Here is a 12,517-nt window from a genome sequence, read left to right on the forward strand (position 1 = left end):
ATGAAGAAGTCATTTTTTACGTCTCCGTCCAATTACCCCGAACCTCTGAATGTATTGGGGGACAAAATCACGGTGCTTGCGCGCCTTGAGCAAATTGGTGACTATGCCGTCACTCTGAATTATGGGCACGAAGGGAACGGGCCGCCCCCGCATACGCACCCATGGGACGAAACCTTTTTCGTTGTGAAGGGCGAGGTACATTTCACTATCGACGGAGAGACCAAAGTCGCGACCGAGGGCACTCTGGTCCATTTCCCGGCAGGTATGGTGCACAGCTTCAAATTCGGACCCGGAGGCGCGCATTTGCTAGAGATCAGCGGCCGAGGCTCGCAAGCGGTCGAGATGTTCACCGCCCTAGACCGTGAGGTGCCGGGGCCGGTTCAGGACGTAGCGAAACTGGCAGACGTCCTGCGGCAAACAGGTGTTGAACTGACCGGGTAACACAGCCAGTTAACTCGACTGTTGGCGGGTCATCGCACGCTCTATGGCTTGACATTACGCTGTCACCATCCTTTATTTAACAATAACGTTAAACAGGAGGCCGCGATGCGAGGTATCACCATCACTTACACCTTCGACGGGGACGAAGCCGATTGGGAAGCCACGACCAACGCTTTCATTGCAGCCGTCGATGCAGATCCGGACGCTGCCGGTAAGTTCACCTATCAGGTTGCGGTCGCCGATGACGGGGTTTCCCGGTTTCACTGGGGTCGCTGGGACAGCGCCGATACACTGGCGCATGTGCAGTCTCAACCGTACTTCAAAACGTTCGCCGGGAAAGTGCGAGAGTTTGCGGGCGGCGCGCCCAACGCAATCGGGCATGACGTCAAAGGAAAGTCGACTGGGTGGTAGAGGTTATTCCAAGCCTTCTTCGCCCAACAGGTGCCGACCTTGCCGGTCCTCGACCTCGATCACCCAGAGGTCGGGGTCAAAGCTGCGCTGGCGGGTGATGGCGTCGTCCACCTCGGTTTCCTCACCGCTGGACAGCTCAACCCATTTGCGTTCGCCGCTCATCAGATCAAAGCTACGTTGGAAGGCTGTTGCGCGACCGTCGAGAGTATTCAGTTTGACCAAGACCGCACCGGCAGTGTCGTCGCCATGGGCCACGACAAAAGCCGGGATCTCCTGAAACCGTAGCCGCGCCAGATAGGCGTGAACCCAGAAATCAGCCGTCAGGCGGGTCATGCGTTGCCGTCTTTGAAATCCAGTCCCATTTCCGAGTAACGCTCGGATTCTTCCAACCAGTTGGGCCGGACTTTGACCTGCAGGAACAGGTGGATTTTGCGGTCGAGGAACTCTTCCAGTTCGGCGCGGGCAGCCTGACTGACGGCTTTGATCGTCTCGCCGCGTTTTCCCAGCACGATGCCTTTGTGGCCGTCGCGCATGACGTAAATGACCTGGTCGATCTTGGCCGAGCCATCCTTGCGTTCTTCCCAGTTCTCGGTCTCAACGGTCAGCTGATAGGGCAATTCCTGATGCAGGCGCAGGGTCAGTTTCTCGCGCGTCATTTCGGCAGCAATCATGCGCAGGGGCAGATCGGCGATCTGATCCTCGGGATAGAGCCAAGGGCTTTCGGGCAGCTCCGAAGCCAGCCACTTGCGCAGATCGTCGACACCATAACCCTTTTCGGCAGAAATCATGAAAGTTTCGGCAAAGGGATAACGCGCGTTCAGGTCACTGGTCAGCGCCAACAACACCTCAGATTGCACCTTGTCGATCTTGTTGATCGCCAGGGCGACCGTGCGGCCCTGCCCGATCTCTTCCAGACCTTCGAGGATCCGCTCGACGCCTTCGGTGATGCCGCGATGGGCTTCGACCAGCAGAACGACGATATCGGCATCCGCAGCCCCGCCCCACGCAGCGGCGACCATGGCACGGTCCAGACGGCGGCGCGGTTTGAACAGGCCCGGCGTGTCGACAAAAACCAGTTGCGCGTCGCCCTCCATCGCCACACCGCGGATACGGGCGCGGGTGGTCTGCACCTTATGCGTTACGATCGAAACCTTGGCCCCCACCATGCGGTTCAGCAGGGTGGATTTGCCCGCGTTGGGCTCTCCGATCAGGGCGATAAATCCGGCGCTTGTGGTCATGTTTCTGGCGATCCTGTTTGCAAGTGCGCACCCCTATAGCAGAAAGGCCCGGCGGGCCAGAGGGTTTTGTCGCATTGCAGCCATGCAAATACAGTGGCAATCGGGGGTAACGCCGCGCCATTGCCAGCCAGGCGATCATTCAGATGATGAGGCACAACATGAAACGTCGGGAGTTTCTTTTGGCCAGCGGAGCCGCCACTGGCGCGCTGACCCTGGGCGGTTTCGGATTGGCAAACGGCACTCAAGAGCTGACGATCCAACCGGCAAGCTTCGCCCTGAGCGATACGGTCACGACCGGGATCGTCAGCCTGTCACCGGACGCGCCTCCACCGGTTCTTTATGGCAAACAAGGCGAGGCCATGCGACTGCCGGTGCGCAACGCGCTGCCGGATTATACCGCGATGCACTGGCATGGCTTACGTATTCCCAACGGGATGGATGGCGTGCCCTACCTGACCCAGATGCCGATGGGTCAGGGCGAGCTGTTTGACTATGAATTCACCCCGCCGGATGCAGGCACCTACTGGTACCACCCCCATTGCATGACGATGGAACAAATGGCCCACGGTCTGACTGGCGTCATGGTGATTGCCGAGCCCGAAAACCCGGGCTTCGACAGCGAACAGGTGATCAACCTGCGCGATTTCCGACTGGACGAAGAGGGTGCCTTTCTACCCGCTTACACGCAGCGTGGAGCGGCACGGGCTGGTACCTTCGGCAACGTGCACACCGCCAACTGGTTGCAAAATCCTGTCTACGATCATCCGACAGGCGGTCTGGTGCGGCTGCGGGTGGTCAATACGGACACAACCCGCATCTACAAGCTGCATCTTGAGGGCGGAAACGCACGGATCATCGCATGGGATGGGCACCCGCTTGAGATCGAGGTCCCAATGCCCAGTACAGACGACGCGCTGTTGGTCGGTCCGGGTCAGCGTGTGGATTTTGCTGTGTCAATGCCAGCAGACGAGGGCAAGACCATTTCATTGATGGCTAAGCTCCCTGGTCAGCCGCACAAAGCCATGGCGCAATTGCGCTCAAACGGAGCATCAGCAGCGCGGGATCTGCAAGAATTGCGGCCACTGCCCGTGAACCCCATCGCCAAACCCGATTTGGCCAATGCCGAAGTGCATGATTTTGTTTTTGGCTGGACTCCGGAAGGGATCGAGCCGAATAACGGCTTCTGTGGCTCATTGGGGTATAATTTCTGGTCCATCAACCGCACACCCTGGCCGGGTGACGCCGCGCAAGGCGTTGGACCCTTGGCAACGCTGGAAATGGGCAAAAGCTACATCCTTCGGCTGCGAAACGAATCCCCCAACCTGCACCCGATCCACCTGCATGGGTTGGCCTTCGTTCCGCTGCGGTCGAACCTGCGCCAACTGCCGCCGCTTGTGACAGACACGATGCTGCTTTTGAAAGACGAAGTGGCCGAGATTGCATTGGTCGCCGACAGCCCGGGAGACTGGGCCTTTCATTGCCATGTAATCGAACACCAAAAGACCGGGCTGACCGGATTTATTCGAGTGGAGTAACCCAACGGGTATTATCTTAGCCCCCTATGGCTAAAGCTGCTAAACCGCTACGAAATGGGGGCTGTGAATGAACCGGCTTATAAATCCGGCAAACCGCGTGGGGTGCATCGCCTGAAGCACCGCAGCACTGCGCATTGGTGCCGCGCTTGTGTCATTGGCATTGCCGGCCGGTACAGCCCACGCGAACGACGTCGCTTTCAAAGTGGCCGACAGCGTTTCGGTCAAAGGAAAGGACATCCCCTACTCGCTCTACCTCTCGCTCAGCGACGTGTCTGACGCCCCGACTTGGGGTTGAGGCGTTTTTAGGCCTCGGAGCGCTGCAAAAGAGCGCGCCGTGGATCTTTTCGAACGTTCTTAAAGAATCCTGCAAACAAAGATTTGCTTTGGCAGTTACCGAGACGGCTGCAGAGGGCGATGCCCTGACTGTCGACGGATAGGTTCAGGCCAAATTTCATGCGTGTGACACCGACGATCCCAAAGTGCCTACCGGGGTGTCCTGCTGTTCGGCCACAACGTTGATGTCGTGGGCAAAGCAGGCGCAGACGCCAAGGGGAATTGCATCCTCTTGCGTCTGGAGGGCGTCGAACTGGACTTGCAGGAATTTGCTGGCACCGTTTCCGATTGGATCGGTATCACCGACAAAGCGCGCGCGCTCATTCTGGAAAAAGGCGGCGAGGTTTTGGCCGAGAACCCGATTTGCCCGGAACTAGCCGGGCTTGATCCCAATTTTTCGTCCGGCGGGATACGGGAAATCGGCGAGGGCGGCATCGGGGCCGCACTGAGCGGGTCGGTCGATACCAGTTCGACCACACTTTTAGAGCTTGTTGCGTTGCTGCAGGACAAACGTGGGCTGGGGATCATCAAATGAAGAACCGCTTGGTCCCGTTGATCTGCGCGCTTTTGTCGGTGGGCTCGGTCGCGGGCGCAAAAGACGTCACGCTGGACTTTCTTTAGTCCTTCACTTTGCAGGACACCGAAGCGCCCTACCAATTGACCCTGACATTGACGGATCAGACCCCTACCCGTATCGGCGTCAACGCTTTGTTAGATTTGAGCAATATCCAGGCGGCTTTACCTGAAGCCCTCGCGGATACCAGTTTCACGGACGGGTGCAATGTTGAGATCGCCTTGGACACCGTCGATGCAGTGGCGGATGGTCAGGAAATCTCGATACAGGGACGGTTTGAAATGGACACGTTCAAGTGCGACCGGGCACTTGGCCAGACGCCCGAGCGGCAGGAAAAAACCGCCACATATGCTTTGTCCTTTTCCACCTCAGCTTCCGCCATCGTGAAGGATCAGTGTGTGTTTTTCAAACTGTCGAATTTGGATCTGACCCTCGCGGATCAAAATCTGGTCTCAGATGACGTAAAGATAATTCTGCAGGATGCCCGTGCCATCTTTCTGAAAGCCGGCGATGCAATTCTGAGAAAAACACCGGTCTGCCCGAAAACACCGCCCGAGTTGGCATCCTTGTCCCCTAAATATGATAGCGGCGGCACGGTGGAAATCGGCAACGGCGGCATTGGAGTCGCGCTAACCGGTTCAATCGATGTCAGCACCAAGACCATCGTAAGCGTTTTGAAGGTTCTACAGAGCGAAGGGGTGCTGCCACCCGCCCGCTAGTTCGCTGCGTCCAACCGGGCCAACATAGCCTTGGCAGCGGCCTGTTCAGCCTGACGTTTGGACCCGGCCGTCGCCTGCGCTTCGGTGCCATCCTGTAGGCGCGCGGCAATGGTGAAGACCGGAGCATGGTCGGGACCGCTGCGCTTGATCTCAACATATGACGGCGGTTTCTGCCCCCGCGCCTGCGCCCATTCCTGAAGCGAGGTCTTGGCGTCGCGCGCGTCGGCCTCGACGTTGTGAACGCGATCGCCCCACAAGCGCAGGATTACGTCGCGTGCGGCCTCAAAACCTGCATCGCGATAAACTGCGGCGATCACCGCCTCCATCGCGTCACCAAGCAAAGCCTGCTTGCGGCGACCACCCGATAACATCTCGGACCGACCCAGTTTCAGCACCGCGCCCAGATCGATCTGGCGGGCCACATCGGCACACGCCTCTTTGCGGACCAGCGCATTGAAACGAGGCGCAAGCTGCCCTTCCGAGGCTTTCTTGTCGGCCTCTAGCAGTGCAGTGGCCATGACTAGCCCCAACACACGGTCGCCCAAAAACTCCAGCCGCTGGTTATCAGGGCGTGTCGACGACGACACCGAACCATGGGTCAACGCGCGGACCAGCAACTCGGGTTTGGCAAATTCATACCCAAGCCGCTGCTGGAACGCTTTTGTTTCGGACGATAGTTTCAATTGACCGCCTTAAAGAAACGGTCGCCACGCCATGTCCAGAAGAACAGCATCGACCGGCCTGCGGACGAGAACAGAATGCGGTCTGCCCGCCCGATCAGGCCTTCGTAGGGCACATAGCCTACGCCACCTGCAGATTGCGGCAGGCGGCTGTCGCTGGAATTGTCGCGGTTGTCACCCATAAAGAAATAGTGGCCTTCGGGCACGGTATAGATGCCTGTGTTGTCCGACGCCTGATTGCCGATGTTCAGAACTTCGTAGGACACACCATTCGGCAGGGTTTCGATCATGCGCGACTTTTCACATACGCCGCCAAAGCCAACCGGACCGTTTTCGCAACGCGGGCGCAGCCCCTGCGATCCTTGCGGAGCGGCCACCTCGGTGAACACACCATCGGGTTTTTGCGGTACCGGAGTTCCATTCAGGATAATCTGGCCTTCGCGTATCTGAATGCGGTCTCCGGGCAGGCCGATCAAGCGCTTGATGTAATCCCGACCGCTGACCGGATGACGGAACACAATGACGTCACCGCGTTCCGGTTCGCCCCCCCAGATACGGGTGTTATCGTCGCTCCGCATCCAGCCGCAGATATCTTCTGCGTCAATGTTCAGACCAACGCTTGGGATGATCACGCTGGGACAGGACGCATAGGAATAGCCATAAGACATCTTGTTGACGAACAGGAAGTCCCCGATCAACAGGGTGGGCTTCATTGAGCCGGATGGAATCCAGAAAGGCTGAAACAGGATCGTACGGAATACGCCCGCGATCAGCAGGGCATAGACGATGGTTTTGATCGTCTCCCAGACGCCGCTACCTGTTTTGGTTTCCTCGGCCATACTGCTCTCCGGTCGTTAGTTCGTTGGGGTGCTACATGCGGGTCAGGTGGGGGCAAGTCAAGGCTGCGCGGGCGCATCGTGAAGCGGGCGCGCCTCGATCACGACAAAGGCTTGGGCCCAGGGGTGATCGTCGGTCAAGGTGACATGGATGATCGCCTCATGCCCTTCGGGCGTCATCTCTTTCAACCGTTCCGCCGCCCAACCCGTGACATGCATCACCGGTTGGCCGGTCTTCAGATTGGTAACGGCCATGTCCTTCCAGGCAATCCCCATGCGCAGACCGGTACCCAACGCCTTGGAACACGCCTCTTTCGCGGCCCAGCGTTTGGCATAAGTGCCTGCGGTGTCGTGGCGCAGTTCGGCCTTGCGCTGTTCGGTGTCAGTGAACACACGGTTGCGAAAACGGTCCCCGAACCGATCCAGCGTGCCCTGAATGCGGTCGATATTCGCGAGGTCTGTGCCAATGCCCAGGATCATGAGAGCCGAACCGTCAAAATTTTGTAACTCGCCAGCCCAAAGAAACCTGCAAACGCAAAGTCGAACCAGCGGCGGGCGCGACGGTAGGCGCTGACCATGCGCTGTGATGAAAACAAAAACGCATAGCCAATGAAAATCATCAAGGAGCCCGCGTAGAGCAAGCAGAAGTAGCCGAGCAACATCGCAAGGCTCGCGTCATTCGGTGCGACAATGGCGTAGATGGACCCCCAGCTCAGGATCGCCTTTGGATTGGTCAGATGAATGGCCGCGCCTTTGGCGAAGATGGTGGGTAGCGAGCCGGTAACAGGTTTGCCCAGGGCAACCTCGTCCGAGGTCATCGCCCGTCGCAGAGCTTTGAACGCGAGCCAGCCCAGATAAGCTACACCGACGTAGCGGATCACCTCGAACACCCACACGTTGGCCAGCATAATCGCCGACAGCCCCAGCGCGGCAGCGATGCCCCAAGCGGCGGAACCCGCGCAGATGCCCAGCGCAAAAACCAATCCTGCCTTGCGGCCTTCGTTCATCGCGGTGCCCGCAATCCCCATCGTCGCCGGTCCGGGAGAGCCCCCGGCCATCAGCCAGGCAAACCAGATGGCGACGAAACCGGGCGTTATCATGCCCGCGCCTCATCCATCATCCGGCGCATTTCCTTGATCGCGGGCGTGAGGCCGCGGAAGATCGCTTCACCGATCAGAAAATGGCCGATGTTCAATTCACGGACCTCAGGAAAGGCCGCGACCGGCTGAACCGTGTCGTAAGTCAGGCCGTGGCCTGCGTGGACCTCAAGGCCCAGCGAATGGGCAAAGGCGGACATCTCGCGCAGGGCTTCCAGCTCGCGCGCGGCGTCGTCCATGCGACCTTCGGCGTGGAAATCGCAATAGGCGCCGGTATGCAGTTCGATCACTTCAGCGCCGATGCGATGCGCGGCTTCGATCTGACGTTGATCGGCGGCGATGAAAATCGACACACGGCAGCCGGCGTCGCGCAGGGGTGCGATGAAATGGGCCAGCTTGTTTTCCTCGCGCGCGACCTCCAGTCCACCTTCGGTCGTGCGCTCTTCACGTTTTTCGGGCACGATGCAGACCGCGTGCGGTTTGTGGCGCAAGGCGATTTGCTGCATCTCTGGGGTCGCTGCCATCTCAAAATTCAGAGGCACCGAAAGCACCTCCATCAGCCCGTCGATATCAGCGTCCGAGATGTGGCGGCGGTCTTCCCGCAGATGTGCTGTAATGCCGTCGGCCCCGGCCTCCTCAGCCAGTTTGGCGGCCCGCAGCGGGTCGGGATAGGCCCCGCCGCGTGCGTTACGCACGGTCGCCACGTGATCGATATTCACGCCCAAACGCAAGTGGTTGTCAGACATCGCTCGAATCCTTCTTAAGCCCTTGAGCCGAGCCTAGGGTATTCGTCTGCGGAACGGCAGGATTTGTTTCGGCCAAGCGTTTGATTTCTTCAAACTTTGCCTTGATCTTGTCGCGGCGACGCTGCTGATAGGTGCGGATCAGCGGCAGGCTGAGGTAGTAACAGATCGCCCCCGCGAGCAAACCGGGCAGTATGCCGCCGATCAGGTAGGGAAAGAACACCTCGTCATAAAACACGTCCAACCCGTGCCAATCGGCAACGCGGTCGGTGAAAAGGGCAAAGAAGTTGTTCTTGAGATCACCCAGCGCGTCGACGAAGTTATCCATCAGGCCCTTGGTTTCTTCCTTTTCGAAACTGTCACCCAAAAGGAAATGCCCGGTCTGCAGGCAAACAACGCCAATCGGAACATAGGTCAGCGGATTGCCAAAGAACGTGCCGCTGAGCGCGGCCAGTATGTTGCCATTAATCAGGCGCGCAAAAATCGCGGCGAAAAGAAAATGCAGGCCGTAGAATGGCGTAAAGGCCGTAAACACCCCTGCGCCGACCCCGCGTGCAATGCGCTCGGGGGAATCCGGCAACCTGCGAACGCGGTGTTTGACGTAGTGAAAGGCACGCGTCCATCCCCCCCTGGGATAGACGAATTCAGACGCGATCTGGACAGGCGAGCGTCGATCTCGGCGCTTGAAAACCACTCCTGATCACCCCTTCTCAGCCGGCCGCAACTGCGGTTTTGGTCCTGTCCCTATAGCGTTCGACCGCGGCAACGTCGCTTTCAGCCTCAAGCATCAGCATCAGCGAATGCAGCTGTTCCAGGTCGCGCAGTTCGACACTGACCAGAAGGCGGTAAAAATCCGGTTTGCGGTCTACGAATTCCAGGTTCGAAATATTGGCCTTTTTCTCGCCGATCAATGTGCAAATGCGCCCCAGCACCCCAGCGTCATTGCCAATGGTGACGTCCAGGGTAGCCCCATAAACGGCCGGGTGCGTGCCCGAGTGCCAATGCAGATCGACCCAGCGTTCGGGTTCGCTTTCGAACTCGGACAAGCGATCACAGTCGATCGCATGTACAACAACGCCTTTGCCGCGATAGGTGATGCCAACGATGCGTTCGCCCGGCAGAGGCTGACAACACGGGGCACGGTCGAATTTCTGCCCAGGTTCAAGGCCGATCACCGCGCGGCGCGGGGAAATGGCATCGCCGTCATCTTGCGTCAGTTCAGGGTAGACCGCACTGACCACGTCATGCGCCGTCAGTTCCGCACTGCCCAGTCGGGCCAGCAATTCGTGCCGGTCTTTCAAACGCAGGTGTTTGGCGGCCGTATCCAGCGCCTTTTCGGTGGCCTTGCGTCCGACATGCTCAAACCCAGAGCGCGCAAGTTCCTTGCCCAGCTTGATAAACCGCTCGCGATCGACCTCGCGCAAGGCGCGCCGGATGGCGGTCCGCGCCTTGCCGGTGACGGCGATCTCAAGCCACGTGACCTGCGGCGTCTGGCCATCGGCAGTGATGATGTCCACCGACTGACCATTCTTGATCCGGGTCCACAGCGGAACACGGATTCCGTCCACCTTGGCCCCGACGCAAGCGTGACCAATGCGCGTGTGGATCGCATAGGCGAAGTCAATCGGCGTCGCCCCGCGCGGCAGTTTCACCACATCACCCTTGGGCGTGAAGCAGAACACCTGGTCCGAATACATCTCCAGCTTAACGGCTTCGAGGAAATCTTCGTGATCGTCCTCGCTGTCGAACTGTTCCGTCAGGTTCGCAATCCACTTGGCCGGGTCAACCGCAAAGGGGTTTTCCGAGCGGACACCGTCGCGATAGGACCAGTGCGCCGCGACACCGGTTTCGGCCACGTCGTGCATCTGGCGGGTGCGGATTTGCACCTCGACCCTCTTACCGTCGCGCCCCGAGACCGTCGTATGGATCGAGCGATACCCGTTCGATTTCGGCTGGCTGATGTAATCCTTGAACCGACCCGGCACCGCGCGCCAGCGCTGATGGATTGCCCCGAGCGTACGGTAACAATCTTCTTCAGATTGCGTGATGATGCGAAAGCCGTAGATGTCGGACAGGCGTGAAAAGCCCTGATCCTTTTCCTGCATCTTGCGCCAGATCGAATAAGGTTTCTTGGCGCGGCCGAATACTTCGGCTTCGATACCCGCCTTTTCCAATTCATGGCGCATATCACCGGTAATCCTGTGGATCACATCTCCGGTTTCGCGCTGAAGGGTGATGAAGCGGCGTATGATCGACTGGCGCCCTTCGGGGTTCAGAACGCGGAAGGCGAGGTCTTCAAGCTCTTCCCGCATCCACTGCATACCCATGCGGCCTGCAAGCGGCGCGTAGATATCCATCGTCTCGCGCGCTTTGACGACCTGCTTTTCCGGCCGCATAGCTTTGATCGTGCGCATGTTGTGCAAGCGGTCGGCAAGCTTGACCAGAATGACGCGCAGGTCCTTGGACATGGCCATGAACAGCTTGCGGAAATTCTCGGCCTGTTTGGTTTCACGGCTGGACAGCTGCAGGTTGGTCAGCTTGGTGACACCGTCGACCAGCTTGGCGACCTCTTCCCCGAACAACTCGGACACCTTGCCGTAGTTGGCTTTGGTGTCTTCGATCGTGTCGTGCAGCAGGGCCGTGATAATCGTCGCGTCATCCAAACGCTGTTCCGTCAGGATGGCGGCAACGGCAACGGGATGAGTGAAATAGGGCTCGCCGGAATGGCGGAACTGACCGTCGTGCATCTGCTTGCCGAACTCATAGGCCCGGGCGATGCGGTCAGCATTTGTCTTTGGGTTGTAGTTGCGGACCAGCGCAATCAGGTCGTCTGCAGAAATCATCCGGTCCGCACCTTCATCTTTGGGGATTACCCCTGGCCTTGAGCCTCCATCAGAGCGCGCAGCAGCTTCTCTTCCGACATATCGTCATCCGCAGGCTTGTCGGATTCCGCCCCCATCAGCAGAGCCATCTGATCTTCTTCCGGCTCATCCACCTCGATCTGAGTCTGGTTGGCCTCGATCAGGCGCTCGCGCAGCTCATCAGCGCTTTGGGTTTCATCAGCGATTTCGCGCAGCGAAACGACAGGGTTTTTGTCGTTGTCACGGTCCACAGTGATCGCCGCACCGGCGGAAATCTCGCGCGCACGATGGGCGGCAAGCATCACCAGTTCAAACCGGTTAGGAACCTTGTCTACGCAATCTTCAACCGTCACGCGGGCCATTGGGCGCTCTCCGTTACTGAATCCAAGTCAGGAAGGGGTTTATCTAAGGGCGAATCCCTGCCTTGACAAGCAAGAAATGCTGCAAATGCACCAATCACGCGGCCTTGACCGCCGCAATATCCCCCGCAGGAAGGTCGGCAAGCATTTCAGTCACCGTCCGGCCTAGCACCGGATGGCGCCAGTCGGGGGCAACATCGGCCATAGGAACCAGTACAAACGCCCGGTCCTGCAGACGCGGGTGCGGCAGGATCAACTGATCGGGTGCTTTTTGCGTCTGCTCCTCTGCCGGCAGGGTCAGCCAACGGTCAAACTCGGGGCGATCCGGCAGAATCAGGTCGTCATAGCACACCAGATCCAGATCCAATGTGCGCATACCCCAGCGCTGCACTCTTTCGCGGCCGAACTCATGCTCAATCTGGTGAAGTAGATTCAGCAATTCGGGCGGTGTCCTGTCCGTTTCGATCAAAGCGGCGGCGTTCACATAGTCCGGCCCTGCCCCCACAGGAAAACAAGGGGTCTCGAAGAAGCGGCTGGTGGCGCGAATCACCACCCCTTGACGCAAAATCGCGTCAATAGCCCTTTGAAGTGTCACCTTGGGCCCATATTCTCTCAATTTGAGATTTGCGCCCAGCGCGATAACGGCTTCTGACATGATTTTGTGCATTCTACTCCCTATATTCGGCGAAT

The 12,517-nt window shown here is 58.7% G+C and carries 17 protein-coding genes; 5 read left to right on the top strand and 12 right to left on the bottom strand.

Features of this window, described 5'->3' with window-relative positions; genetic code table 11:
- Positions 1-441 (top strand): cupin domain-containing protein, encoded by a 441-nt coding sequence (locus MHN28_RS20755; RefSeq protein WP_239344474.1) that lies wholly within the window; start codon positions 1-3, stop codon positions 439-441.
- Positions 442-546: 105 nt separating this feature from the next.
- Positions 547-852, top strand: a complete 306-nt coding sequence (locus MHN28_RS20760; protein WP_239344475.1) for a hypothetical protein — start codon at positions 547-549, stop codon at positions 850-852.
- 3 nt (positions 853-855) lie between these two features.
- On the opposite strand, the gene MHN28_RS20765 is transcribed toward MHN28_RS20760, so the two are convergent.
- Both MHN28_RS20765 and era read right to left on the bottom strand, forming a co-directional pair.
- Complete coding sequence (locus tag MHN28_RS20765) at positions 856-1,185, bottom strand: DUF1491 family protein (protein WP_239344476.1); 330 nt, start codon at positions 1,183-1,185, stop codon at positions 856-858.
- On the bottom strand, positions 1,182-2,090 hold the full coding sequence (era, locus tag MHN28_RS20770) for a GTPase Era (protein ID WP_239344477.1): 909 nt from the start codon (positions 2,088-2,090) through the stop codon (positions 1,182-1,184). Before era ends, MHN28_RS20765 begins: the two co-directional genes overlap by 4 nt.
- Positions 2,091-2,248: 158 nt before the next feature.
- Here era and MHN28_RS20775 point away from each other — a divergent pair, with 158 nt between their 5' ends.
- Entirely contained in the window at positions 2,249-3,625 is a 1,377-nt protein-coding gene (locus tag MHN28_RS20775; RefSeq protein ID WP_239344478.1) for a multicopper oxidase family protein, read from the top strand.
- A 39-nt stretch (positions 3,626-3,664) separates the two neighbouring features.
- On the opposite strand, the gene MHN28_RS20780 is transcribed toward MHN28_RS20775, so the two are convergent.
- A complete protein-coding gene (locus MHN28_RS20780) occupies positions 3,665-3,862 on the bottom strand; it encodes a hypothetical protein (RefSeq protein WP_239344479.1) in 198 nt (65 codons plus the stop codon).
- Between the two features lie 286 nt (positions 3,863-4,148).
- Between MHN28_RS20780 and MHN28_RS20785 the strand changes: the two genes are divergently transcribed.
- On the top strand, positions 4,149-4,493 hold the full coding sequence (locus tag MHN28_RS20785) for a hypothetical protein (RefSeq protein WP_239344480.1): 345 nt from the start codon (positions 4,149-4,151) through the stop codon (positions 4,491-4,493).
- A gap of 95 nt (positions 4,494-4,588) precedes the next feature.
- On the top strand, positions 4,589-5,251 hold the full coding sequence (locus tag MHN28_RS20790; protein ID WP_239344481.1) for a hypothetical protein: 663 nt from the start codon (positions 4,589-4,591) through the stop codon (positions 5,249-5,251).
- On the opposite strand, the gene rnc is transcribed toward MHN28_RS20790, so the two are convergent.
- The 9 genes from rnc to folK all read right to left on the bottom strand — a co-directional run bounded on the left by rnc (position 5,248) and on the right by folK (position 12,494).
- On the bottom strand, positions 5,248-5,934 hold the full coding sequence (gene rnc, locus MHN28_RS20795; RefSeq protein ID WP_239344482.1) for a ribonuclease III: 687 nt from the start codon (positions 5,932-5,934) through the stop codon (positions 5,248-5,250). The two genes, MHN28_RS20790 and rnc, sit on opposite strands and share 4 nt — an antisense overlap.
- Positions 5,931-6,770: a signal peptidase I gene (gene lepB / locus MHN28_RS20800; protein WP_239344483.1), complete on the bottom strand. Its 840-nt coding sequence runs from the start codon at positions 6,768-6,770 to the stop codon at positions 5,931-5,933. Before lepB ends, rnc begins: the two co-directional genes overlap by 4 nt.
- 57 nt (positions 6,771-6,827) lie before the next feature.
- Positions 6,828-7,247, bottom strand: coding sequence for a holo-ACP synthase (gene acpS, locus MHN28_RS20805; protein ID WP_239344484.1), 420 nt, complete (start codon positions 7,245-7,247; stop codon positions 6,828-6,830).
- Positions 7,244-7,867, bottom strand: a complete 624-nt coding sequence (locus tag MHN28_RS20810; protein WP_239344485.1) for a LysE family translocator — start codon at positions 7,865-7,867, stop codon at positions 7,244-7,246. The genes acpS and MHN28_RS20810 overlap by 4 nt, the downstream gene beginning before the upstream one ends.
- Positions 7,864-8,610 (bottom strand): pyridoxine 5'-phosphate synthase, encoded by a 747-nt coding sequence (locus tag MHN28_RS20815; RefSeq protein WP_239344486.1) that lies wholly within the window; start codon positions 8,608-8,610, stop codon positions 7,864-7,866. The genes MHN28_RS20810 and MHN28_RS20815 overlap by 4 nt, the downstream gene beginning before the upstream one ends.
- Positions 8,603-9,301 (bottom strand): DUF2062 domain-containing protein, encoded by a 699-nt coding sequence (locus MHN28_RS20820; RefSeq protein ID WP_239344487.1) that lies wholly within the window; start codon positions 9,299-9,301, stop codon positions 8,603-8,605. The genes MHN28_RS20815 and MHN28_RS20820 overlap by 8 nt, the downstream gene beginning before the upstream one ends.
- Before the next feature lie 16 nt (positions 9,302-9,317).
- Entirely contained in the window at positions 9,318-11,450 is a 2,133-nt protein-coding gene (locus tag MHN28_RS20825; RefSeq protein ID WP_239344488.1) for a bifunctional (p)ppGpp synthetase/guanosine-3',5'-bis(diphosphate) 3'-pyrophosphohydrolase, read from the bottom strand.
- Between the two features lie 26 nt (positions 11,451-11,476).
- Entirely contained in the window at positions 11,477-11,830 is a 354-nt protein-coding gene (gene rpoZ / locus MHN28_RS20830) for a DNA-directed RNA polymerase subunit omega (RefSeq protein ID WP_155142277.1), read from the bottom strand.
- A 94-nt stretch (positions 11,831-11,924) separates the two neighbouring features.
- Positions 11,925-12,494: a 2-amino-4-hydroxy-6-hydroxymethyldihydropteridine diphosphokinase gene (gene folK / locus MHN28_RS20835; protein WP_239344489.1), complete on the bottom strand. Its 570-nt coding sequence runs from the start codon at positions 12,492-12,494 to the stop codon at positions 11,925-11,927.
- Positions 12,495-12,517 lie beyond the last annotated feature (23 nt).

It is taken from the genome of Ruegeria sp. Ofav3-42, assembly GCF_022347725.1.
Taxonomy (GTDB): domain Bacteria; phylum Pseudomonadota; class Alphaproteobacteria; order Rhodobacterales; family Rhodobacteraceae; genus Ruegeria.

Coding starts and splice junctions, on each gene's coding strand:
- MHN28_RS20755 (WP_239344474.1), top strand. CDS start 1: ATGAAGAAGTCATTTTTTACGTCTCCGTCCAATTACCCCGAACCTCTG.
- MHN28_RS20760 (WP_239344475.1), top strand. CDS start 547: ATGCGAGGTATCACCATCACTTACACCTTCGACGGGGACGAAGCCGAT.
- MHN28_RS20765 (WP_239344476.1), bottom strand. CDS start 1,185: ATGACCCGCCTGACGGCTGATTTCTGGGTTCACGCCTATCTGGCGCGG.
- era (WP_239344477.1), bottom strand. CDS start 2,090: ATGACCACAAGCGCCGGATTTATCGCCCTGATCGGAGAGCCCAACGCG.
- MHN28_RS20775 (WP_239344478.1), top strand. CDS start 2,249: ATGAAACGTCGGGAGTTTCTTTTGGCCAGCGGAGCCGCCACTGGCGCG.
- MHN28_RS20780 (WP_239344479.1), bottom strand. CDS start 3,862: ATGTCCTTTCCTTTGACCGAAACGCTGTCGGCCACTTTGAAAGCGACG.
- lepB (WP_239344483.1), bottom strand. CDS start 6,770: ATGGCCGAGGAAACCAAAACAGGTAGCGGCGTCTGGGAGACGATCAAA.
- acpS (WP_239344484.1), bottom strand. CDS start 7,247: ATGATCCTGGGCATTGGCACAGACCTCGCGAATATCGACCGCATTCAG.
- MHN28_RS20810 (WP_239344485.1), bottom strand. CDS start 7,867: ATGATAACGCCCGGTTTCGTCGCCATCTGGTTTGCCTGGCTGATGGCC.
- MHN28_RS20815 (WP_239344486.1), bottom strand. CDS start 8,610: ATGTCTGACAACCACTTGCGTTTGGGCGTGAATATCGATCACGTGGCG.
- MHN28_RS20825 (WP_239344488.1), bottom strand. CDS start 11,450: ATGATTTCTGCAGACGACCTGATTGCGCTGGTCCGCAACTACAACCCA.
- rpoZ (WP_155142277.1), bottom strand. CDS start 11,830: ATGGCCCGCGTGACGGTTGAAGATTGCGTAGACAAGGTTCCTAACCGG.
- folK (WP_239344489.1), bottom strand. CDS start 12,494: ATGCACAAAATCATGTCAGAAGCCGTTATCGCGCTGGGCGCAAATCTC.